Genomic DNA, 25,038 nt, shown 5'->3' with positions numbered 1-25,038 from the left:
ATGGCGAATCTGAACGAGAAGATTATACCGGTTGACATCGAAGAAGAAATGAAGGGCTCCTACATCGACTATTCGATGTCGGTGATCGTTGCGCGGGCGCTGCCCGACGTGCGCGACGGCCTGAAACCGGTTCACCGTCGCGTGCTTTTTGGGATGCAAGACCTTGGCCTTGCAAGCAGCCGGGCGTACAAGAAAAGCGCGCGCATCGTTGGTGAGGTGCTTGGCAAGTATCACCCGCACGGCGACTCGGCGGTGTACGACAGCATGGTGCGCATGGTGCAGGACTTTTCCCTGCGCTATCCGCTCGTGGACGGGCAGGGCAACTTTGGTTCTGTGGACGGGGACTCGGCCGCGGCGATGCGGTATACGGAGGCGCGCCTTGCGAAGATTGCCGAAGAGATGCTGCGCGACCTGGAAAAGAACACGGTCGATTTCACGCCAAATTTTGACGATACACTCAAAGAGCCCTCAGTCCTCCCGGCTCTTTTTCCGAACCTCCTCTGTAACGGCGCCAGCGGTATCGCTGTCGGCATGGCCACAAACATTCCGCCGCACAACCTGAACGAGGTTATTGACGGATGTCTTGCCTTCATCAAAGACGCGGAGATTACCAACGCGCAGCTGATGAAGCACATCGTTGCTCCGGACTTCCCGACGGGTGGTATCATCTACGGGTACGATGGCGTACGGGACGCGTACACAACGGGACGAGGGCGCATTCTTGTGCGCGCACGCGCGAGCATCGAGACGGGCAAAGGAGACCGGCAGCGCATCATCGTCTCCGAACTTCCCTACATGGTGAACAAAGCCTCGCTGATCGAAAAAATCGCAGATCTCGTGAACGACAAGAAGATCGAAGATATTGCCGACGTGCGCGATGAATCCGATCGCGACGGCATGCGCATGGTCATCGAGCTGCGGCGGGACGCGAACGCGGAGGTTGTGCTCAACAACCTGTATATGCACACGCAGATGCAGACCACGTTCGGCATCATCATGTTGTCGCTCGTGGAGGGCCGCCCCCGCGTGCTGACGCTGAAAGAGATGATCCAGAAATTTGTCGAACATCGAAACGTTGTCGTTGTCCGCCGGTCGAAGTTCGAGTTGGATGAAGCAGAAAAACGGGCGCATATTCTCGAGGGATACATTATTGCCCTCGACAACATCGATGCGATCATCAGGCTGATCAAGCAATCGAAGGACGTCGAGGCCGCAAAGCTCGGGTTGATGAAGAAGTTCAAGCTGTCCGAGATTCAGGCAAAAGCCATTCTGGACATGCGGCTGCAGAAGTTGACCGGCCTGGAACGAAAGAAAGTTGAAGACGAGTACCGGGAAACGATCAAGCTGATTGAGAAGCTCAAGGCGATCCTGAAGAGCAAGCAGCTGCAGCTGAAGATCATCGAAGACGAACTGATCACGGTGAAAGAAAAGTACGGCGATGAGCGCCGGACCGAAATCGTCTACAAGGCTGAAGAGTTCAGCATCGAGGACATGATTGCTGAAGAAGAGGTCGTGATCACCATCAGCCACCAGGGATTGATCAAGAGGTTTCCGGTCTCCGGCTACCGGCGGCAATCGCGCGGCGGCAAAGGGGTTACGGGGGCGGCGACAAAAGAAGATGATTTTGTGGCGCACATGTTTGTCGCCAGCACACACAACTACATCCTCTTCTTCACAAACGCCGGCCGGTGTTACTGGCTGAAGGTCTTTGAGATCCCCGAAGGAGGCCGGACGGCGAAAGGGAAGTCGATCAACTCCCTGCTGTCAAAGGGCTCAGAGGAAACGATCAGCGCCTTTATAACAGTGAAGGAATTTGATGACCAGCATTACGTCTTCATGGTCACAGAAGCCGGACTTGTGAAGAAGGTCCTTCTCTCCGAGTTCAGCAATCCGCGGAAGAGCGGTATTGCGGCAATGACGCTGAAGAAGGACGACTTACTGAAAGACGCGAAACTCACAGACGGAAAACAAGACATCATTATCGGAACCAAGGAAGGCATTGCAATACGGTTCCACGAGGAAGAAGTGCGGCCAATGGGTCGAAGCGCCGCGGGTGTTCGCGGCATCAACCTGGGAAAGAAAGACAAAGTCGTCGGCGCTGTGAACCTCCGGAGAAAAGGGATCACAATTCTCGTCGCAACCAAGAACGGGTATGGGAAGCGAAGCGAGGAAGAGGAATACCGCGTCAGCCACCGCGGAGGGAAGGGGATTATTACCGTGAAGACGTCAGAAAAGACCGGGATCATGGTTGCGATCAAAGAGGCGGTTGATACCGACGACGTGGTGGTCGTGACGACCAACGGCATGGTTATCCGCCAGCATGCATCGGATATCCGCGTTGCGGGACGCAACACACAAGGGGTGCGGTTGATCCGGCTGCATGAGGGCGACACGGTTGCCGATGTTGCGATTGTTATGGCAGAGGAGGAAGAAGAGAAACGGCTCGCGGAGAAGGAGCTGGAGAAGAAAACAAACGGGATGAAGGATGGTAAGTCCGGTCCGGCGCCGACAAAACCAGTCAAGGCAAACATCAAGGAAGAGCGGAAAACCCCGGCGGCCAAGGTGGAAGCCAAGAAGGAGTCGGGCAGCAAAAAAGCGCAGAAGAAAAAGAAGAAATCGAAATAACAATTCAGGCGGAAGAATCCTCCCCGCCTTGTGTCGCTGAATCCGAACGAAACGCCGCGAAACAGCGACGCAAAAGTCCCCTTGTTCCAGATCTTCGGCAACCGGGATCATCCCAATCATCAAGGAGAAGAGCATGGAGTTCGTTGCGGGTTTCCTCGTTCTGGTGCTGTTTGCCATCCTTTTCGAGTATCGTTTCAGAAAATCCGACTACCTCATTGTCTATGAGGACAAAGCCGGCCTTGCATCCAGAAAGGGCCGACTCTATCCCCGGCACTTCAGCCTGCCGATCCGGCGCACGACCCACTCACTGCAGCTAACCGTTGACGCCACCGCCAAAGGCAACCTCGAAATCAGAGTAAAGCTTGGACTCACCGTAGCCGCCAGCCCCGCGAACCTTGCGGCCCTTATCCGTGTGGGAGGATGGAACGGCGACGCCGTTGCCCGCGCCGCGAAAGACCTCGAAGCGCTTCTTCTGGGAATAGTGAAAACCTACACTGAACAGCTCGGCATCGAGGAGCTCTCGTCGGAGAAGATTCTTGAACACCTGAAGCAGAAAACGTCGGTCACCATAACCTCGTTTGGTCTGGAAGTAATCTCGTTGACGCTTCTTGCTTTCGAGCCCGTCAACCCGCAGATCTCGGAAGCCCTGCGACAACAGGAACATGCCCGGATTCTCAAGCAGACAGAAGAATTGAACCAGCAGGCACGCGTCGCGACAGCAAAAGCGAAGCTGAAAGCGGACGAAGAAATAGCACTCCTGGAACACGAACTGGAGTTGAAAAAGCACAGCCTGAAAAAGAGCCAACTGGAGCGTGAGTCGTCGCTCTTGAACATCCGCGTCGACGAGGAACTCAAGCAGAGCCGCAAGAAACTCGAGCTGGACAAAGAAGAACTGGATGTTCTCAGGAGCAGTCCGGAGCTTCTCATGCTCACCCCGCAAGCAGCGCGCTTGGCAGAGGCAAGCCAGGGATTGAAAAACGCGCGCACCATCGTATCACTTTCTCCACAGGACCTGTCACATGGATCCGAGTTGTTGGGGACCCTGCAGAAGATCCTTCTGAGCGCCATCGAATCCTATCGAACGGAAGCGAAAAAGGTAAAACCAAAGCGCCCCGTCGAATAACTCACTAACCGGGGCCTCCCCTCACGGGGGAGTCACGCGCACTCCATGCACACACACTCCAGGGATCCCCTATCCTTGTTTAGGCTCAAGCCGCTCAAGGCCGCCAGGGTTTCGGAAATCAGCGAAACGACAGCCTCCTCGTCAGCGGCGCCGGAAGAGCGCGTCAACTTTCACATCGGCAACCCCATTCAGGACGAACGGCTCGCCTCCGCATACCTGCGGATTGTCCTCGGCATCGACATACGGCGCGAGGACCTGTCGGACGCAAACACCGAAGAAATCCTGAAATATCTTGAATGGGACGAACAGAACGAACCAAAGCTGTCGTTTCTCCGCAATCTTATCCACAAGAGCGCGCCCTACACACCCCGGGGCGGCTTTGCGCGCAACAATCCGAACAACCCCGTAAAAGTTCTTTCCGAATGGCTTCAGAGTCAACCCGAACCATTGTCGTACGACCTTGGGCAAACTTCGGGAAGGCGCGAGATCATCCTCGCGACGGGCGGTGTCGAAGAGGCGCTCCGGGTACTCTTCCATGCCCTTTCGTCATTCCTTGTGGAACAGCCCCTCCATGTCTTTCTGCACCACGCCAGGAAAGTTGTTGACGAACAGGCGTATCGCGGACTCGCGTTCACACAACTCCCTGACGACGAACAGCATGCGCTCGGCCTGCTCGGTAATCACTTTGTTCAATTTCCACAGACACCGACACTACTCATCATGGGTTCGGTTCTTGGAGAGGAGGCGCGACGGTCGCTGCGCCAGACAAGCCTCGAATTACCGCTCTTGTTCATCGAAGCCAACGATGCGCCGAACCACCTCTCTCTTGCGCGAGAAGCGAAACTAACACAACGGGTTGTGCGAATTCTTACGCCAGCCATCTTCCAGAACCGCTTCCGCGAGCTGGCGACCGTATTCCTGGCTGGTAACGCGGACATTCTCGCAGTTTTCGAATCAACACATTTTCAGTTAAAGGGAACCCCCTCGGCTTCTGAGATCGAACTTCTTTCCTATCTTCTCGAGAACAGGGAGACGGCGCAGGCAGCGAGCCATCCAACAAACGAAATTATTGTTGAACCCTCCTATCAGCCCATCTTCCAAGGAGATCGTTCAACCGACGCATTTTCCACCTTTGCGCGGCTGCTGGACGAACGCCTTGATACGTACATAACAAAGCTGTCTGAGAAGGTAGAAAACCGGATTGACCGGATAAGCGGAACGTTAAACAAGATCGCCGACAGGGCGGAAGACGTTCGCTCGCTTGCTCCTCTTGACGCGTTCGCGGAGATGGATGCCGGTGCGTTTCTCGGCGAACTGGTAAGAAAGGTAGATTCGCCGGAGTGGCAGAGGGAGCTGGAACAAAGCTTCCTTCGTGCGTTTCTGAAACACCACCCCGAGTACGAAATATCCCGAAGCGTTGTGGTGAGCGGTTCTTCAAGGAGCGCCCTCGGCCTGCTTGGATTCCATTGCGGGATTCGCGAAGTCGTGGTGCCGGACCTGAGCTGGAGTTATGAACACTGTTTTCCGGTGGTGCACCCGGTTCCGCTTACGCCATCCTTTGCCCTCGACGTGGATGCAATGATCGGCTCCGTTCGGAAACAGCTTTCCGCTGATGAGCGCTGGAATGAATACGGAGCGGTGGTTCTCAATAATCCGCACAACGCGACCGGCCGGATCTTTCATGAAGGTGAAATCAAGAGACTCCTCGGCTGGCTGCTCGACCATGGCGTGTGGGTTATTGACGATCTGTCGTATCAGGAGGTTGCCCCCGCCGACACGCTGCCGCACATCAAGACGGTGCGCCAGCTTGCAGACGAACTCGTTGCCGGGGGAAGGCTGGTCCGGGAGCAGACGGCAAAGGTTGTTACCGTCCACTCTGTTTCCAAAACGGACTCGCTGGCGGGCGCGCGCCTGGCGGTTGTTGAGATCCGACACCGCGAACTTCATCGTCGCTTTGTCCAGATGCACCATCACATCCGACCGAATCTCGGTGCGATAGCTCTTACATACCTCTTCTATCGCAGCGAGACGGAAATCGCTCGGTCTTATTGGCGCCTGCGCAACCACATTCTCCGCGAACGTACCGACGCGCTCCTCGAGGCAGTGAAAAGCCTTCCGCGGGACCGCAATCCTTTTGAAATCGACATTCTTCCCCCGGCCGGAAGCCTCTACCCGCTGCTCGTGGTTCACCAGCTACCATCAGGATTATCGCTCGACTGGCTGGCCTCGGGACTTGCGCGCCAGGGGATCGGGATGCTGCCGCTCTCGACGTTTGCACGTACGGAGCACGGCTTCGACACAGGTCGCAAGACCTTTCGCCTTACGCTTGGCGGAGCTGACGGAGCAGAAATACTCCTTAAGAAAACGCGGCGCGTTCTTATTGACCTGAACAGGCTTATTGCAGAAGAATCGGCACGGTATAACCGTCTCTACCCCGCCCTTTTGCCCGAACACACAACCACAAGCGAGAAGCGGCAGGGTGGATACGGGGATCGGTGGAACGACGTTGAACAGCGGGTGCTCACCGCATGCCGGCGAATCAGCCTGCGACAGTACGGGCAATTCCGTGCAACAGGTTCGGAGCAGCGGTTCTCCGACGGCTATGCAGTGCAGCGGCTCATCGTTTTCAAGCAACGTGGTATGGATCGGTTTTTCGAGAGCGACCAGCTTATTCAAGAAGCGCGCGCAAATGCAGGAAAAACAATGGTCCGGCGGCTTGAGCAGGAACTTTACAAGGATTCTCTTGAGCGTCGCGACCGAAGGTTTCGGCAGCGCGCCAGCGATCGAACAGTGCACCCGACTCAGATGTACTCGATTCAGACCGAGCGCTGCTTCGAAGATATTATTGCGAAACTTGTCCGCGAAGAATTGATTTCTCCGTCGAGCGTGGACCAGGCGGCGCAATATCTGCTGGAAGAATATCTCGGCATGAATGTCGCGATTACCTCCAGCGAGGAATCAGATGAGCTTATCCTGGATCTTCGATCGATGATTGCCGCAGAGAGCGCCGCGTTACTGCGGGTCGGCACGACGCAACCTCAGATCATGTCCTTCTGGGGTGATTGGGACGGAAGTAATCGCCCCTCAGGTCAAGGACACCGGCTGGTCGCGTCAGTGCTCATCGAAAACGTACGCCATCTTGCGAAACTCCTTTCGGTTCTGTTGAGTGCCGACAAAGCCGTTCGGATTGATCCGGAACTTGCCGCCGAATTACAAACGTTGGCGGAACACAATCGGCGATTTACAAAGCTGTTAAACGACATTACCGACCTGACGCACCAACTGGAAAAAAGATATCGCGGGATTCTGCCGTTCAGCGTTCGCGCCGGAGCCGTGCGCAACGTGGGGATGAAGCTTCGGCTCGCGCGGGATCCGCTGACGCTGCTGTGGCAGCACAATGACCGGTTGGAACGGAAGATGGTGGACCTTCGTATTCAACGCCGGGAAACGCTGGAGTATTACTTCTCCCTTAATAAGAAGCTCCGAAAACAGCTGTTCGCCCTTATTGCGGCGATACAGCAGAACATCGGCAACGACGAAGTGTTGGGGGAAGCGTCATTCTACCGCGATCTGCTGCGACGCATGGTTATTACGCCGCGCATTGATCAAGCGATGATCACGGCGCAAGACTCGTTTGCGATCGATACGACCGTTCACAACATATACGAGATCAATGAAATAGCGGCGAAGTACGGCACCCCGGGGATTATTCTTGCCCTGCAGGTCAGCATGTCAACGCAGGCGGAAGCCCTGATCACGGTGGACCGGAAGCTGCGCGCGCGGCGGGAACAGGTGCTGAGAAACAACCCCGGCCTTGAGCTGCCCGTCATCCAGCTTATTCCGCTTTTCGAGGACCTTGAGTCGGTCCGGTCTATTCCATCGTATCTGACAAAAATCTGGGACTATGCGCTTCAGAGCCGCCGCGTAAACCAGGAAACCGCCGACCGGTTTGCCGAGGTGATCTCGGAGGTGTTCATTGCGGGTTCAGATCTCAGCCAACAAGTGGGTCAGGCGGCCGGAGCCGCGCTCTACCGGCAGGCAAAGCACGCGACGATTCTCTGGCTGGCAGAACACCAAGTAATTGAGCGGGTCAGAATCAAACTGGGAAGTGGTGAGCCAATGCAACGGCAGGGCGGATACTATGCGGGCGTGTCGGGCGAGCCAGCGTTTGTGAAATCGCCATCTGCGCGGCAGCTTATTGCGTCGCACCTTCCGGCGGCAGCGCGGAAAAGCACGGAGTACGCAACAACTCCACTCATGGGAATCTTCACCAGTGGTGACCTTCGAACACTTCAGAGCACCATATCGGAACAACTCCGCTACCTCCCCGTTGAAGAAAGCGCGAATGTTCACTACCACATGCGCGAATCGCAGCGCAGACACCGGAATGATTTGATACGCGCTGCAGAGTCGCTCGTCGAAAGTCGGTTGCAACAAAAGAAACGGGGCGCGCAGGAGCTTGAGCGCCTGACAGTGGGAACCAGGGACGCCGTCTACGATCAATTCATCACCCTGCTGACGGAAGATTTCCGGCAGATTCTCTACGGGAGAGAAGAAGATGTGGTCGGTGTTCACATTATCTCCTACTTCATCGCCCGAACAATGCCGCAGCTCCGCGACAGGCCCACCATTCGGCCAACAACCGGAGCGGGTAGCGAGCGCGGCCAGCGCATTCTGGAACGAATCGCGAAAATCATACCGCTCTCGCGGCACGGGAGCCGGCTGCGAGCGATAGCACACAACCAGGCACAAACAGCAGTGCTTGGTTTGAACCAGCTCACGACGGGGCTCTTCCGGGCCCTGGATAGATTCCGACAGCTTGAATTCAAAGAGGGGGATTCGCGGTCGTTGATTGCCGACCGGCTGCTACCCAACCTTCCCGTATACGAGATGCTTCACACACTGAGGATTTATCACGATCCGGAGCTCACGTTCCTCAAGCGGATTGAACCAGCGTTCCCGGCCGGGATATCGGCGTTTCTCGCTCTCAGAGAAGACAACGATAGTCTTCCCCGGTACGTCGGACTTTTACAGCAGGAACTGTTGCGAAGGCACGGGCTCGACGTGAATGATTTTTTTGAGAACGGGACGTTTATAAGGGAACTTCTCCCCACACTCCGGCCCGACCTGGCCGTGCTGCTGCAGGGAGACCTTTTCAATACCGACGCAGAAAAACTGTCCGGCGGAACGCGCGGATCAACAGACGAGCAATGGCAGAAGGACGTCGATAGCCTTCTTGCTGTACCGGGGGATATCCGCTCGTGGCGTGCGAAGATCTGGGACCTTCTTGAAAACCCGATCATGCAGCGCGTTCAAAGTTTCGTTGAACTTGCGGTTGCGTTGAACACGCTTTCCCTCAATCAGCCGCTGAAAAACGACTCCAGGACTCTTCGGGCTATGAAATTATCATCAGAGCTTTCGCACTTCTTCACCGCCTCCAACCCGACGGACGATATGCGTCAGTTCCTTGCTTCGGCGTTGAACTATCTCGGAGCAATCTCAGAAGGGATGGTCGAGGTGCCGGTTGCGATCGTCCGGTCGCTGAAAGAGGTCGAAAAGATAGCAAAGATCGAAGAGCAGGCCCTCTCCCCTGAAAAGCAACAGCTTCTGCGGTTCTACATGCTGCAGATTGCACGGCTCGCGGGAGAGAACGGGTAAAACGTCGTGTAAGATCACGATCTGCAAACAACAGAAAACCCCAAACAGCACATGTCTGTCTGGGGTTTTCCAGTCTATAGCTGGCCGACAAAAACCCGGATCACACTCCGTACGGCACCCAGATGTTCTTGACCTGTGTGGATTTGAGCAGGAGTTTTTCGCTCTTCATCGTTGCCCAGTCGACCTGACCGCCATTTGTAACCCATGTCTGCTTCATGTTTCCTGTCGAGGCCTCTTCAATCGCCTTTCCGCTTTCAGAACCGCCGAACGACCAGATGGCATCAACGTCTTCATGCTCAGCAAGGACTTTGGCGACAACGTCGGGATTCTGGGCTGTGAGCAGATTGATAACGCCGGCGGGGACATCGGAGTGTTGAATAATCTGAACCAGGTCCATTGCCGTTATAGCATGCTTACCCGCGATCGCGACCGCAGTGTTTGCCATGGCAACCGCCGGAGCGAGTACGGAGATCAAGCCAAGCAACGGCGAATTGTCGGAAGCCCGCATACCGACAACACCGATTGGCTCGCGCAAGCCGACGACAAGTCTTCTGCCTAGAACCGGTTGAACCATGCCGCCAAACTTATCAGCATACGCTGCGAAGTCGAAAAGCCGGCTGATGGCCTGTTCCACCTCGATGTTTGCTGTTTCTATAGAACAACCCGTTTGAGCTGCGATCCCGTCGGCAAAACGCTCCTTCTCGACGGAGAGGTTCTCAGCCCAAAAATACAGGATCTGTGCGCGGAGGTGGGCAGCAGAGTCAAACCATGACGGAAACGCAGTTCGCGCGGCTTCGACAGCGTTACGGACATCTTTTCTGTTTGCCTCGCCGACGACGGCAAGCAGTTGACCCGACGGAGATGTCACCGAATAACTTCCAGCCTGATCCGGGCGGGCTAGCTTGCCGCCAATCAGAAACCGGAATGTGCGGTCGATGGTGGGGCTCGAAAGAGTTAATTGGTGAATGGTTAATTGGTTAATTGGTGGTTGGGAGGATGCGGGTTCGCTAATTTTCTGTTGGCCATGGTCTGCCTCCACCAGCACATCGTACATTCCCTCGCGGCCGCCTTCGCGACCATAACCACTCTCCTTGTATCCACCAAAACCAGCTGCGGCGTCGAAAAGATTTGTGGAATTGATCCAAACGGTCCCGGCTCTGATTTTGCGGGCAACGTCCATTGCCGTATCAATATCCTGCGACCAGATTGAAGCCGCCAGACCATAGCGCGTGTTATTTCCGAGCTGCACAGCCTCGGCCGGCGTCCGGAATGTCAGGGTCACCAGAACCGGACCAAAAATTTCTTCCTGCGCTATCGTATGCGAGGGCTCCACGTTTGTAAATAGCGTCGGCGGCAAGAAATAGCCCCCCTTCGGACAGACGACATTGTCCGGCTGCCACATCGTCGCCCCCTCTTTTTTTCCGACCTCCATCATTTCCGTAATCTTTTTCAGTTGCTCAGCGTTATTGATCGCCCCCATGTCGACGGTCTTGTCCAGGGGATTGCCGACGCGCAACCTGCTCATACGGCGCTTGAGGCGCTTAATGAAGTCGTCGTGGATTCCCTCCTGCACAAGAAGCCGCGATCCCGCGCAGCAGACCTGACCCTCGTTAAACCAGATTCCATTGACAACACCCTCAACAGCCGAGTCCAGGTCGGCGTTCTCGAAGACGATAAATGGCGACTTGCCGCCTAATTCCATCGTAAGGTGTTTGCGCGAGCCAGCGGTTCCCTTTCGGATAATGCGACCGACTTCAGTTGAACCCGTAAAAGTCACCTTCCACGGAACCGGGTGCTCGTACAACATGGTTCCGGTTTTCGAATCCCCGGTGAGTATATTCACGACGCCCGGAGGAAGCTTCACCTCGTTCATCAGAATATCGGCCAGCAGGAGGGCTGTAAGGGGCGTGGATTTTGACGGTTTGAGGACGACCGTGTTGCCGGCAGCGATTGCGGGGGCAATCTTCCAGGCGAGCATAAGAAAAGGAAAATTCCACGGAATAATCTGCGCAACAACACCGCCGGGACGATAGCCGGGGAACTCGTGTTCCATCGTCTGGGCCCAGCCGGCGTGGTAATAAAAATGCCGGATGACGACCGGGACGTCAATATCTCTTGTCTCGCGGATTGGTTTTCCGTTGTCGAGCGATTCCAGGACCGCGAAAATACGGCCGTGCTTTGCGACCGCGCGCGCAATGGCATAGAGATAGCGCGCACGCTTGTGTCCGGAGAGAGCGCTCCACGCGGGGAAAGCCGCCTTCGCAGCATGAATAGCAGCGTTAACGTCTTCTTGTGTACCCATCGCAATCTCGGCAAGCACCTCGTCGCTCTTCGCCGGATTGATGGTCTTGAAGTAGCCCCCTTTTTCGGGAGGCCGCCATGCGCCGTTAATGGAGTGACAAAACTTCGACCCATGATTTTTCAGCCATTCCCGGGTCTTACTTTCCTGTTCCGGCGCCGATCCGTAGTCGAGGTTGTCAAGAAGTGAAGCGAGTTTATTCTTATCCATTGTATTATCTCGGGTTTGGTTCATCAAGCCATTGGATGGTACTGAGCGTTCGAATATCGTCCGAACGCCAGATGTCTAAGCTGTCGTTCGATGTCTGTAAGCAATCCGCTTGCACCGATGCGGAAGAGGTCAGGTTTTGTCCACGCGATTCCCAACTCCTCCAGCATGAGGGTAAGCCAGAGCATGGAGTCTTTTGCGGATCGAATTCCTCCGGCCGGCTTAAAACCCACACGGCGGCCACGGAGCACGCCGAGATCCATAAACCTGCGAATTTGACGGACCATCACAAGGCCGCTCGGGAGTGCTGCATTCGTCGGTTCGAAGCCGGTTGAAGTCTTGATCGTATCCGATCCAGCCATGATCGCGACAGCGGAAGCCGCGGCAATATTGCTGAGCGTTTCCAGGTTTCCGACACCAAGGATTGTCTTCAGTTTCGCCCTTGTCCCGCAGACCTCACGATAGGCAACAATTTCGTCGTAGAGCGATTTCCACTTTCCGGTGAGCACCTTTTCGCGGCTGATGACAACATCGATTTCGGTTGCGCCCGCTTTGATGGCAAGATCAATCTCGATAAGTTTTACCCTCATGAATGTTTGGCCTGAAGGAAAACCGGTTGCAACAGACGCGACAGGAAGGCGGCCGGCGAGACACTGAGCGGCTGTTTGTACCTGCGCTGGATACACACAGACGGCGGCAGTTGTGATGTGTTCTTTGAGTCCCAGGGCCGCAATAATCTCGCGTTCCAAAGGAACAAGCGCTTTCATGCACAGGCGAGTAACCCTGCCAGGAGTATCATCCCCGGCGAGAGTTGTGAGATCGATACAGCGGATGGCGGAGAGGTACGCCGCGACCTGTGCCTCAACCTTGAATGTGCGGCGGGTTCCAAGTTCGATAGCCCTCGCTTCCACAGCGCTCCGGTTGACGCGGAGCGATTGGACGAGCCCGGGATCGAACGGTACCGGCGTATTGGTGTGTATTCCATGGGTTTGTGTCCGGCGGGCCGCAGGTCCGGAGCGATTTTGTGAGACCGCGACGGCTGGTCGTTTCCGTACAGACACAGATCGTGTTGGCAATCGTTTCTTTGGCATGAAAATCCTTGTGTTGGGACCTCTAGCGGGTTGTTGAAATTCATATTTCAAGTGACAGAATCAAACCGCCAAGACCGCAGAGAGACGCAAAGTCAATGTTTTTGGAATAGAATCAACACTCATTCTTTTCTTGGCGGCCTTCGCGGTTAGTTTTTCAACAATCCGCTAAACTGATGCGGGTATTTTGGTGCTGAGCGAGTCCCGCGGAGAAACCGAGACAACCTCCTTATGGTACCGAATTAGACAGAGAGTTTCAAATAAGAGTGCGCCGCGCGCCGATATTTCTTGTAGAGCTCCAGTACTACAATGTGACGCATTCAGTTGCCTTTCAATCTGAACTGCAGTAGCTTTGAGATGCGGAGTCAGCAGATCCACCCAATGCACCGAAGTCGACGCACTCCCGGTTCCGCGTCTTACGCAACAAGGATTTACCGATCTCCCAACAATCTTCACCGATTCCCGCTGTCTCGCGGCTCTGTGCCGCACAATAGGCCCAACAACCCGCTCTACAGGAGAACGCTACGGTGACTGCAAACCCGTTTCTTGGTGTCGTTTTCCATTGGCTTGGCGGATTAGCCTCAGGCAGCTTCTATGTTCCATATCGCGCAGTCAAGAAATGGTCGTGGGAAGTCTACTGGCTTGTGGGAGGATTCTTCAGCTGGATTATCGCGCCATGGATTCTTGCGGCCATCAACACAAACGATCTCCTGATGGTTCTGAAAGAAGCACCGCCGGAGAGCATCTGGTGGGCGTACTTCTGGGGAACGATGTGGGGGCTGGGAGGGCTCACCTTCGGATTAACAATGCGATACCTCGGCCTCTCATTGGGAATGGGGGTGGCTCTCGGGTATTGCGCCGCGTTCGGTACACTCATGCCTCCGATTTTCCACGGAGAATTTGTCGGCAAGGTGCTTGGAACACAATCGGGACAGGTCATCCTGCTCGGGGTCGGGGTGTGTCTCCTTGGTATTGCCATTGCCGGGTTAGCCGGCCGCTCCAAGGAAAAAGAAATGACCGATGAGCAAAAGAAGGAAACGATCAAAGAGTTCAATTTCACAAAAGGAATTCTTGTGGCAACGTTCTCCGGAGTCATGAGCGCATGTTTCGCCTACGGTCTCGATGCCGCGGCCCCCATTGCAGATCTTTCGGCCAGACATGGAACGACGGCCCTTTGGGTTGGGTTGCCAAAACTGTGCGTGGTTCTCTTCGGGGGCTTCACGACGAACTTCATCTGGTGTGGCGTGTTGAACGTCAGGAACCGGACCGGATATCAGTACTTCAGCCGCACCGTTCGCGCCGAGTCCACGGACAAAGACGAAACAGAAACCCACCCGCCAGGAACAACACGCGCCCCGATGCTGAACAACTACTTTTTCAGCGCGCTCGCCGGCGTCACATGGTATCTGCAGTTCTTCTTCTATACAATGGGCGAGACACAAATGGGCGAGTACAAATTTTCCAGCTGGACAATTCACATGGCCAGCATCATCATCTTCAGCTCGCTGTGGGGGATTGCGCTGCATGAGTGGAGGGGAAGCAGCACGTCCACGAGAACAAAGCTTGCAATCGGTCTACTGACACTCGTCCTCTCTACCATTGTCGTTGGCTACGGGAACTATCTCGGGGTGGTCGCGAAGCCATGAAGAAAACAATACGCCTGGTGTTTGTTGTTGTCCTGCTTGGGTGGGTGGCCCTGCTTATTCCCGACCGCGAACCAATAATCCCCCATGCCGACCCGACGAAGGGTTCTAAAAAGGCGTTTGCATGGAACCAGGATCGTTTCTGGACGCAGCTCGAAATAGAGTCTGTCGCGGCAAAGGAAGCAGGGTGTGAAAAGACACGCCATTCTTCAGATAGTCTTATGGCGCTCGCGAGAAGGGAGGTTTCCTACATTGATGGCAACCGACTTGAGCCGGGAAATCCAACATTCAGAAGACTCGAGAATTTGATATTTCGGATCGGGTCACTGGGGGCTTCATGCCCCGATCGGGTTCCGGCGTTGAAAGAAATTTCAGAGGCGAGCCGAAAAGCAATCAAACGCCAGTCAGAACACTGGGACATGAAGAGCGAGGAATCGCGGGAAACACTCTACCGGATTCTTTACGGCAGCCGTGGTGCGATCGAAGAGGTCTTGTTGCAGATTCCCACAGGCTCCACAAGTGATCCACTGACACCAGGCACAGAGGAACCCTCGCAGACACCGTGGGCCGGCATGCTTGGAGTGAAGATTCACAGCGGCGACATACTTGTTTCACGGGGAGGGGCGCCAACGTCAGCCCTGATAGCCCGGGGAAACGACTTTCCAGGCAACTTCTCACACATTGCACTTGCGTACGTTGATCCAAAAACACGACTTATCAGCATCATTGAGTCACACATTGAGCGCGGCGCGGCCATTTCAACACCGGAAGAGTACATTAAGGACACCAAATTACGAGTGATGGTCCTGCGGCCCCGCAAGGATCTTCCGCAAATTCAAGCAGATCCGATGCTGCCGCATCGGGCGGCTGAGTTAGCGCTCAAGAACGCGCGCGAGAAACACATCCCGTACGATTTCAGCATGGACTTCCAAAACTCCGACAAGTGGTTTTGCTCTGAGGTAGCCTCCAACGCATACAAGAATTACGGCGTCCAACTTTGGATGGGACTCTCCCATGTTTCATCTCCCGGTTTACGAACATGGTTAGCCGCTTTCGGGGTGGAACATTTTGAAACCCAGGAGCCGTCAGACCTTGAATATGATCCGCAGTTGCGCGTTGTGGCAGAATGGCGCGACCCCGAACAACTTCGAAAAGACCACCATGACAACGCTGTGACGGAGGCGATGCTTGAAGGAGCGGAAACTGGTGAACGCCTGACGTATCCGTGGTACATGCTTCCCACGGGAAGGATGGCGAAAGCGTACAGCCTGTTCATGAATGCGGTTGGAGGAATCGGCCCCATCCCCGAAGGAATGACCGCAGCTGCCGCCCTGAGGAATAAATATTATTCCGATAAACATGCCGCAATCAAGTCAGAGCTTGCGCGCCTGGCGGAAGAATTTACGCAGAAGAAAGGATACGCAGCGCCGTACTGGGGTCTGCTGCAATTGGCGCGGGTGGCGAAGCAAACAATTGACAAGCGTTGATCTTTGACGTGCCGCCGCAGTGAACCACTGAAGTTACAATAGCGACAGTAGCGAGTCATCTTTCCCCCTGAGGAGATTCACATGACATCGAAAGATCGCCTGATGACCGCAATCCATCGGGAAAAGCCAGACCGTTTGCCTGCAACGATTCACCAATGGCAGGGATATCACCTGGAAGAATATATGGATGGCATCAGCGATCTCGAGGCGTTTCAGCGGGTTGGTCTTGATGCACAGATTCAATACTTCGAGGACATGGCACAATTCTGGTTGGTTGATGCAGATTTTACAAAGCTGAACACATCGACCTGGAAGGACATTCCAAGCGTTATCAGCAAGAATCCGGATGATCGCATTATCCATCACACCATTGAGACGCCAGAAGGAATCCTGACATATAAAACCAGGGGCGATCGGAAAACGACCTGGATAACGGAGTACCTCATTAAACACGACAGTGATATTCAACTCATCGGGAAGTACATGCCGGTTCCGAAGTTGAAACTCGAACCGATCAGGAAAAAGTACAATGAATTGCGGGATCACGGAATCTTGCGCGGATTTGTCTGGGGCGATCAAGCCGGATGCTGGCAGCACGCGGCATGCCTGATGGATATCAGCGATCTCATCGTTTCAGCTATGGAAAGACCGGCATGGGTACACGAGCTGCTTCATGTTCTGTTGGAAAAGAAACTGCAGTTCATCGAATCGATGAAAGGCGCAGCATTCGATCTCATTGAAACCGGCGGTGGCTCGGCATCATCAACAGTAATTTCGCCGGACCTGCATAAGGAGTTTTGTCTGCCCTATGATACAGCAATGCACAAGGCGCTTCACAGCCTGAATTTTCTGGTAACATACCACACATGCGGCGGTACGCATGGCATAGAAGAACATATCGTACAGAACGGTGCAGATGCCTCGGAAACGGTCGCTCCGCCAAGCGTTGGAGGAAACCAGGAGCCCTGGGAGCTGAAGCAGAAGGTGGGTGGACGCATTGCACTGATTGGCGGAGTTGATCAACACAACACGTTAACAACCGGTTCGCCGGAGGATATACGGAACAAGGTCTTTGAGCTCTTTGAGAAAGTCGGTGTCGACGGGGGGTATGTCTGTTCTGCCTCGGACCACTTTTTCGATACTCCTGTTGAAAATCTAAAGGTCTTCGCAGCCGCTGCGAAAGAGTGCACATACTAAATGAACGCAATGCACCAGCTTGCACAGATACACTTGACCGCAAACGAAATACAAAGGATCCGTCCATGAGAAACGTTCGCACAACGATTGCCATCTTCATGTTTGTCTTACCCCTCACCCTGTTTGCGCAAAAAGACCAGGCAAGGGTTGATTGGGACGCCGTCGCCAAGATCCGCGAGGAAGGCTTCCAGCGTTCGCAGGTAACGGACATTGTTGGATATATCACGGATGTGCTTGGATCGAGACTCTCTCTCTCCGAGCACATGAAGAAGGCCCAGGGGTGGGCAAAAGTGAAGATGGAAACGATCGGTCTCACAAACGTCGTCATCGAACCATTCATGGATTATGGTGCGGCGTGGGATAACGAGTACTTCTCGCTGCACATGATCGAACCGTCGTATGTTCCCATGGTGGGATTTCCGCTTGCATACACTCCGGGGACTGCAGGAAAGCTTGTCTGCCCTGCGGTCATCGTCGACATTCAAGTTAAAGCCGATTGCGAGAAGTACCGCGGGAAACTGAAAAATGCCGCGGTGCTGATTTCCCCAATAAACACGATAGACCTCGCCAATCTCCCAAAAGGTTTTTCCCGGCTCGCCGATGAAGAACTAAAATCTCTTGAGGGCATGGCCGTACAACCGCCGCGGGTCTTCACTCCGCCCATACCAAACCCGGAACTGATGAGACCAGAAGAGCGGATTGAATTTCTCAAATCGGAAGGTGTTACCGTCATCCTCCAGCATGACGGCGGAACATTCGGACTGGTCCGGGGTTTCAGTCGGCCAGGTTCGAACAACGACAAATGGTCACGCGAGAAAGACCTGAACTCGCTTCCCATTGTCGCTGTAACGCCGGAATACTATAACCGAATGTATCGCATTCTGAAACGCGACATCCCGGTAGGAATTGAGGTAGAGGTAAGGAATCGGATTGGAGAATCGGTCGAAAAAGCATGCAACGTGATTGGTGAAATTCCCGGCACAGACCTGAAGAACGAAATCGTCATGATCGGAGCACATCTCGACAGCTGGCACGAAAGTCCGGGGGCGAGCGATAATGCGTCCGGTTGCGCTGTGGCTCTGGAGGCGGCAAGAATTCTGAAAGCGATCGGTGTTCATCCGCGGCGGACGATTCGCATTGCTCTCTGGAGCGGCGAAGAGCAGGGTTTGAACGGGTCCCGGGAGTATGTGTCAGCCCATTTCGGCGACCCGAAAAACGGTAAGAAACCGGAGTACGAGAAATTCAGCGTCTATTTCAATCAGGATTATGGGGCGGGAGCATATCGCGGAATCAACCTGCAGGGAAACGAATTCGTCCGGCGGATATTTGGCGCATGGATGGAGCCCTTTCGGGACCTTGGCATGACCACGCTCACAATCCAGAGCGTCGGGAGCACGGATCACATTCCGTTCAATAACAGCGGACTGCCGGGGTTTCAGTTTCTGCAGGACCGGGTTGGTATCGGAGGTCACTCGAACATGGATGTATTTGACACACTGGTGCAGGAAGATTTAAAGAAGAACGCCGTCATCATGGCTGCTTTTGCGTATCACGCCGCGATGAGCGATCAGCGAATTCCGCGCAAACCAACGCAATAGACCCGACCCCGGACAAACAGCATGAAGACGATTACGGCGCTGGGAATAATCATAACAGTATTACTATTGTGCGGGGAGCCGCTCTTCTCTGCGCAAACAGGCCCATTGCGAAAGGACACGGTCGTGGCAGAACAACAGCATGTGGTCGACTGGAGACTCGCAGAGCTTTACAGCTCAGAAACGAAAGACGTCACAAAAGAGGGGGCGCCGCACATCGTCGGCTGCCCGTATGGAAAGGCGCTGTGCTTTGACGGTACAAAGGACGGAATACTGCTGAACGCAAACCCACTTGAGAGGTTGACACAATTCACGATAGAAGTTTTGTTCCAACCAGACCCCAGGGCGCCGCACGAACAGAGGTTTCTCCATATGGGGGAAGCCAACGGCGACAGGCTGCTCCTCGAAACCCGCGTGACGGACGATGATCGATGGTATCTTGATGCCTTTATCAAATCAGGGGATTCTTCCCGGGCGTTGGTAGACAAGGAAAAACTTCATCAGGCGGGGAGGTGGTATCATGTCGCCCTGGTTGTCGATGGCGGGACGATGGATACCTACGTGAACGGTGAGCATGAGCTGAACGGCGTGGTTGCCTTCTCCCCCTTCAAGAAGGGCGGTGCTTCGATCGGGGTCCGCATGAACAAAGTGTCATGGTTCAAAGGGAGCATCTACAATATTCGGATTACGCCGAAATGTCTTGTGCCGACGGAATTCATGAAACGGTAGTTCGCTTAGCAGAACCATCCAGGGAGAACCACATGCGAGCACTCCTATATGCGTTGACCGCCCTGGTGATGACGGGGTCGCTGGTTGCGCAAGAGACCCGTACCGAGGTCACGAAAGCCACCACGCCATCAGAGGACAAGAAGGCCAACAACGACTCCATCCCGGACGTCTACGCGCTCAACGGCCAGTTCGAGCGCATTGTCGTGCTTCGGTTCAAATATCAGACAGACTTGCTGGCGGGCATGGAAAAGATGGTCAAAGAACAGAAAATCAGAAATGCCGTTGTTATTTCCGGCGCCGGCTCACTCACGGGATACCACTTTCACATGGTGAGCAACCGGACGTTTCCGTCAAAGAACCTTCTCGTCAAGAACCCCTCCGCCCCGGCCGACCTTGTGAGCATGAACGGTTACATCATCGATGGTCGTATTCATGCACACATGACTTTGACCAACGCGGAAAATGCTTTCGGCGGTCACCTCGAACCCGGAACGACAGTGTTCACGTTCGCGATTGTGACCCTTGGAGTCTTTAAGGACGGCATTGACCTCAGTCGTATTGATGATAAGACATACCGATGAACATGCGCCCGCACAGAACCGCCGGGCAAGGAGATTGTTTGTGTCCAAGCACCGTGTGTCACCGTCTCGCGTGTTGTATTCTCTGCTGATCCTCGGCCTGCTGTTTCCACAGCCCCGGCTGTATTCTCAGGATAAGAAGCCTCCGAACGCCCCCGAGCCTGGCCTTCTTTTTTATCTCTCAGGTGATCACGGCTTCAACGCCGACTATTCAGCAGCCGGGACAGCCACGCCAAACTTCCTTGAGAATGTAAAAATCATCCCCGACGGTGCCAAAGGCGCAGGTTTCGAGTGCGGACACAAGCAGCTCATGACTTACCGGGCGCCAGGTAACATCTACGCGGAACGAGGTACGTTGAGCTTTTTCTGGAGATCACGCGAGCCGGTCGGTGAAACCGAATTCCCGATCTTTCGGGTTGCCTATGCCGACCACTCAAGCTGGGACATGGTATGGCTCCGCATCGATTACAACGGCCATGGTTTTGACGCGTTCGTTACCGATGTCAACCTCGCACGCATAAGAATATCGCACGCCATTCAGCCGTTTCCACAACCCAAACAGTGGATACACCTTGCCCTCACCTGGGATGAGACCGCCGGGATTCGATTCTATGCTGATGGAAAACTTGTTGCGCAGAAGGACAGCACCACCGTTCTGTATGCCGGACTTGATCAATTTGGACCGCACTCCCGCATCATCAGCCCGTACCAGGTTCAAAGCGCATACAATTTTCAGCGCGGGGGAGACATCGATGAGGTACGTATTTATGATCGCATGCTTTCCGATGCGAATATTACACAGCTTGCCAAACATGCTTCGGCGGGAAACATCCCCGACCTGAAACGAAACCTCAAAGGCGCCCGCTGGCAATCAGAATGGCGATTGCGGTACGGTTGGAACCGAGCGGGAGACATCCCGCCATATCTCGATGAACGCTCCACACACGTGCGAAAAATAGAAATTCAGAACGCCTACGATCTCAAACGCTGGTGGTGGAAAGGAACAGACGGGATCCGTGAAACGTCGTGGCCGGGAGTCTATAACCGCTCTCGCCTGCCGGGCCGCAACGATTACTTCCAGTTGCCGGATTGGGATTGCTATTCGCAGTCGGGCAACGCTATCACTTTTTCGCTGCCGGACGAAACATGGAATCATGTGGAAATCTCGGGCGGAGCGTGGGGAACCATGACGCTCACCGGCGGCAACCAACAAGGAAACAGCGAGAGTGTTTTCACAAGACCCCGGGGACAGGAAAAGACCGTTCATAGACTGCAGAATACGGTGACCGGAGGAGAACTGCACTTCAAAAACGGCGAACAGGAAACACCGATCGGAGAATTGTCTGTCTATCACGTTGAACCGGGAAATGAGCCGCGAGGGGAGCGGTCACTGCGCTATTTTCTTCACGGCGGATCAGAAAACGCGGTCAACCAGGTGGCGTCAGTTTTGGGCTATATCAACGGGCGATTCGCGGCGGATGAGCGGTCAACAATGATCGCCTTGCCGGTGAAGCCGGGCATGCAAAAACCGCCGCTGAAAAATCAACAGCGCCTTCCGCTTATTCACATCATCATTCCATACGATGCTCGTGCCGGAAGTGCTGCAGGCGCCGAATCCGATTCGTCGTATGATTGGGCGACAATCAGCGGTGGTCTCGACGGCGTTGCGATCGATTTGCCGCCGTTGAGTCTACAACCGACACAGGGAACATTCATCCCGATGAACATACAAGTCAGAGACCCGCTCTGGCCGAACCGCAGCATGCTCGATTTCTCGTTCTCTGTGAAACCGGGCGAGGCGCGCACGCTGTGGCTTGATACGCGGGATCGGATTCTTCCGAAAACGAAAAGCCTCTATCTCGTCATCGCATCCGATGCGCCGGATTTTGCGCAGGGCGCACTCGAAGGAGCTCAAATCCGAGTGGTGTTCAAAGACTGGAAGGATGCGTACCGGGAGCACGTTCAAGACCGGTTCACGCAGGTGCGGGATAATTATGCGTTTCTCGTCGAAGAAAGGCCGGATGATCCGCGGTTGAATATTTATAACCGGTTTGAAGGTGATGTCAACGACCTCCTGAGGGTGGATTCAAAGCACTACCCCGGACAAAATTATTGGTACGATCTTGACCACGCTCACGGCAAGCCGCTCTACGTCCAGCCCGCAGTGCCAGAGGGAATTCCCGCCTGGGCTTTTCGGCAGATAGAGGATCTTCGGTATTTCAAACGCTTTGTATTGTGGTGGATCGACAACCGCCAGATTGGAAACGGAGAGCTTGGCGGCGGACTTTCCGATGATGACGATCTCACCAACTGCTGGCCAGGCGCCGCCCTCATGGGCTGCGAGCCGGGAAAAATCAGCGGTGCGGTGCTTCGGTTGTTGGATGCGATCTACGAGAACGGAATGTTAACACATGGTCTCTCAACAATTCAAACCGATGGTCTGCATGCACACGAAGAGGGAATCGAGGCGCAGACCCAGGCGATGCTTGTGGATTACGGAAGCCCGAAGCAGGTGGAACGAATCATGGAAACCGTCCGTGCTCTTGACGAAAAGGTGATTCTCAAGAATAAGGCGGGACACCGGCATTTTCGTTCGAGCTATTTCAGTGGAACCAGGATGGCGGACGAAAGCGTCTGGGAGTGGTCGCTCCAACCGCAGGAGTTCCTGCTGCTTCAACCCGTTCTGACTCTTGCCGACTTCAACGGCAATCCCCGCGCCCGCCAGCTGGCGATCGATGTCGCAGATGGATTGTTAGCGCACGCAAGGAAGGACAACAAAGGCAAGATTGTTCTGGATTCAGAAATCAACTTCACAAGCGATTCGACGAGGCCGTCTCCTCTGGGAACAAAGGCAATACTTTCAGCAGGCACGGGAGACGGAGCGACGATAAGCACATCGTCGGCAGCACTCCAACTGCTCTGGTGGGTCTATCGGACGACCGGAGAAGTGAAATATCTACAGCCCCTTCTGGATCTCGGCGAGAGTGTTCTCGGATTGATAAGCAACGACGCACTCAACATACTCAACCTCAAACAAACGTGGGGACATCAAATCGCAGACAAGACTACCCCGGAGAAGGGAACCGACCTGTTTCGGCATCTTGCCTGGCAGACCACGGGAAACAAAGCATTTCTGGAGCATTATTATGCCGACCAGGCCGAGGCCTCGGCGCTGAGGGAGTATATCAACACCGAAGGATCACTCTGGAGCGATCGTGTGTTTGCAGCCAACCGCGAGTTGCAGCGCTCAAGGCTTGGAGGTGTCGCGCTCGTGCGGGGGGCCATCCACTCTGGACACGCGGTAAGCTGGAAATTCAGGGCGCCGGCGACCGATCAGAGCGTAGCCATCCTCGTCCCAGAAGCAATCCCATCGGCAATCAAGGCCATCGCATACACGCTCGATCAGAAACCGGTTGAAGCGTCCATGACGCTTTGGAACATCGAGCCCGGAACATGGGAGGTGCTGCAGGGGCTTGATATGAACAACGACGACGTCGCTGACACAACCATCTCGAAACAGACGATGTACCTTGAACGGACGTTAACAATCCCGCTGAAGTTTGAACCGCGCAAGGCAACAATTCTGACTCTTCGTCTGCAATCCCGATCAACCCCATATTCTCAACGGCCGGATCTCGGGATCAGCAAGGAAGATGTTTGGCTTGAAGGGAAGACCGTGCATGTGAAGGTTCACAGTCTTGGTTCGGTTGCCAGCCCGCGGACGACAGCGGTGATCATGAAAGAGAAGAAGATAATCGCCTCGGTCGACGTGCCAGCCATCCAGGCCCCGGTTGATCTTGAGCCAAGGTTCGCTGAAGTAATCATTCCGGTGCCAACAGGAGGCGTTCCGAACGGATGCAGCGTGCAGATCGATCCAGAGAACAGCCTGAACGAAATCACCGTAATCAACAATAGCGTTGAGCTGGAGAGTAACGGTGCGGTGCCGAAAACAGCCCCTGTCAATGACGAGGTTTTCGCGTTGGCCAAAAAGCCGCGTCCCGAGCACATAGCCTTCAACGTCTCAGACCCGGTTGCAGTGGCGAAGTGGTACTGTGATAATCTGGGGATGAAGATTGTGCGCAGGAGTCCGCCCCCTGCCACAACGCACTTCATTGCTGATTCCGCTGGAACCATGACGCTTGAGCTCTATAGAAACGAGAAGGCGCCAATTCCGGATTACGCAACAATCAGCCATGTGTCCCTGCATCTCGCATTTGCAGTCGACGATGTCGACGAAATAAGAAGCCGGCTGCTCGCCGCGCGTGCGGCGATTGCCGAGGACCTCGTGACGACACCCTCCGGTGACCGGATCCTCATGCTGCGAGACCCCTGGGGGCTTCCGATTCAGTTCACAGTGAGGGTTTCTCCAATGCTGAAGCCCGGGGGCCTTCGCTTTGAGCACCTGGCGCTCAACCTTGCGGACCCGTGGTCGGCAGCGAACTGGTATGTGGAAAACCTTGGCATGCGCGTAGTCCGGCAGGGGGGTGCGCCTTCATTCACGCAGTTCGTTGCCGATGACGGAAAAAACATGATGCTCGAGTTTTCAACGAGTACATCCGCGCCAATGCTGGATCTGATAAAACTTAATACTGTGTCAATACATGTCGCGTTTGTCGTAGACGATGTTCGGTCCCTGCGGACGGGTTTGATTGAGGCGGGAGCGACGTTGGCGGACGAAATCCGTGAAACAAACGCGGGGGATCAGGTTCTTGTTCTGCGCGATCCATGGGGCTTGCCGATTCAGTTCATCAAACGCGGAGAACCGCTCTTGAAGTAGAAACCGACAACGGTTGAGCGAAAACCAAAACC

At 54.7% G+C, this 25,038-nt stretch carries 12 protein-coding genes; 10 read left to right on the top strand and 2 right to left on the bottom strand.

The window, feature by feature from the left end:
- The 3 genes from gyrA (at position 1) to NTU47_01480 (ending at position 9,406) form a co-directional block, all read left to right on the top strand.
- On the top strand, positions 1 to 2,625 hold the full coding sequence (gyrA, locus tag NTU47_01490) for a DNA gyrase subunit A (protein ID MCX6132460.1): 2,625 nt from the start codon (positions 1 to 3) through the stop codon (positions 2,623 to 2,625).
- Between the two features lie 133 nt (positions 2,626 to 2,758).
- Positions 2,759 to 3,748 (top strand): hypothetical protein, encoded by a 990-nt coding sequence (locus NTU47_01485; GenBank protein ID MCX6132459.1) that lies wholly within the window; start codon positions 2,759 to 2,761, stop codon positions 3,746 to 3,748.
- 45 nt (positions 3,749 to 3,793) lie between these two features.
- Entirely contained in the window at positions 3,794 to 9,406 is a 5,613-nt protein-coding gene (locus NTU47_01480) for a pyridoxal phosphate-dependent aminotransferase (protein ID MCX6132458.1), read from the top strand.
- Positions 9,407 to 9,506: 100 nt separating this feature from the next.
- Here NTU47_01480 and NTU47_01475 read toward each other — a convergent pair whose 3' ends face one another.
- Both NTU47_01475 and deoC read right to left on the bottom strand, forming a co-directional pair.
- Entirely contained in the window at positions 9,507 to 11,915 is a 2,409-nt protein-coding gene (locus NTU47_01475) for an aldehyde dehydrogenase family protein (GenBank protein MCX6132457.1), read from the bottom strand.
- A gap of 23 nt (positions 11,916 to 11,938) precedes the next feature.
- Positions 11,939 to 13,003: a deoxyribose-phosphate aldolase gene (gene deoC / locus NTU47_01470; GenBank protein ID MCX6132456.1), complete on the bottom strand. Its 1,065-nt coding sequence runs from the start codon at positions 13,001 to 13,003 to the stop codon at positions 11,939 to 11,941.
- A gap of 524 nt (positions 13,004 to 13,527) precedes the next feature.
- Here deoC and rhaT point away from each other — a divergent pair.
- The 7 genes from rhaT (at position 13,528) to NTU47_01435 (ending at position 25,006) form a co-directional block, all read left to right on the top strand.
- Entirely contained in the window at positions 13,528 to 14,646 is a 1,119-nt protein-coding gene (gene rhaT, locus NTU47_01465) for an L-rhamnose/proton symporter RhaT (GenBank protein ID MCX6132455.1), read from the top strand.
- Entirely contained in the window at positions 14,643 to 16,130 is a 1,488-nt protein-coding gene (locus NTU47_01460) for a YiiX/YebB-like N1pC/P60 family cysteine hydrolase (protein MCX6132454.1), read from the top strand. The genes rhaT and NTU47_01460 overlap by 4 nt, the downstream gene beginning before the upstream one ends.
- Positions 16,131 to 16,211: 81 nt before the next feature.
- The gene (locus tag NTU47_01455; GenBank protein ID MCX6132453.1) at positions 16,212 to 17,327 is read left to right on the top strand and encodes a hypothetical protein; all 1,116 of its coding nucleotides are present in this window, start codon (positions 16,212 to 16,214) and stop codon (positions 17,325 to 17,327) included.
- A gap of 65 nt (positions 17,328 to 17,392) precedes the next feature.
- Positions 17,393 to 18,925 (top strand): M20/M25/M40 family metallo-hydrolase, encoded by a 1,533-nt coding sequence (locus tag NTU47_01450; GenBank protein MCX6132452.1) that lies wholly within the window; start codon positions 17,393 to 17,395, stop codon positions 18,923 to 18,925.
- Positions 18,926 to 18,946: 21 nt separating this feature from the next.
- Positions 18,947 to 19,651, top strand: a complete 705-nt coding sequence (locus tag NTU47_01445; GenBank protein ID MCX6132451.1) for a LamG domain-containing protein — start codon at positions 18,947 to 18,949, stop codon at positions 19,649 to 19,651.
- A 32-nt stretch (positions 19,652 to 19,683) separates the two neighbouring features.
- Complete coding sequence (locus NTU47_01440; protein MCX6132450.1) at positions 19,684 to 20,232, top strand: DNA-binding protein; 549 nt, start codon at positions 19,684 to 19,686, stop codon at positions 20,230 to 20,232.
- A gap of 40 nt (positions 20,233 to 20,272) precedes the next feature.
- Positions 20,273 to 25,006, top strand: coding sequence for a VOC family protein (locus tag NTU47_01435; protein ID MCX6132449.1), 4,734 nt, complete (start codon positions 20,273 to 20,275; stop codon positions 25,004 to 25,006).
- Positions 25,007 to 25,038: the final 32 nt, after the last annotated feature.

It is taken from the genome of Ignavibacteriales bacterium (assembly GCA_026390595.1).
Classification (GTDB): Bacteria; Bacteroidota; Ignavibacteria; order UBA10030; family UBA10030; genus UBA9647.
This window is presented reverse-complemented; position numbering and strand designations above follow the sequence as displayed.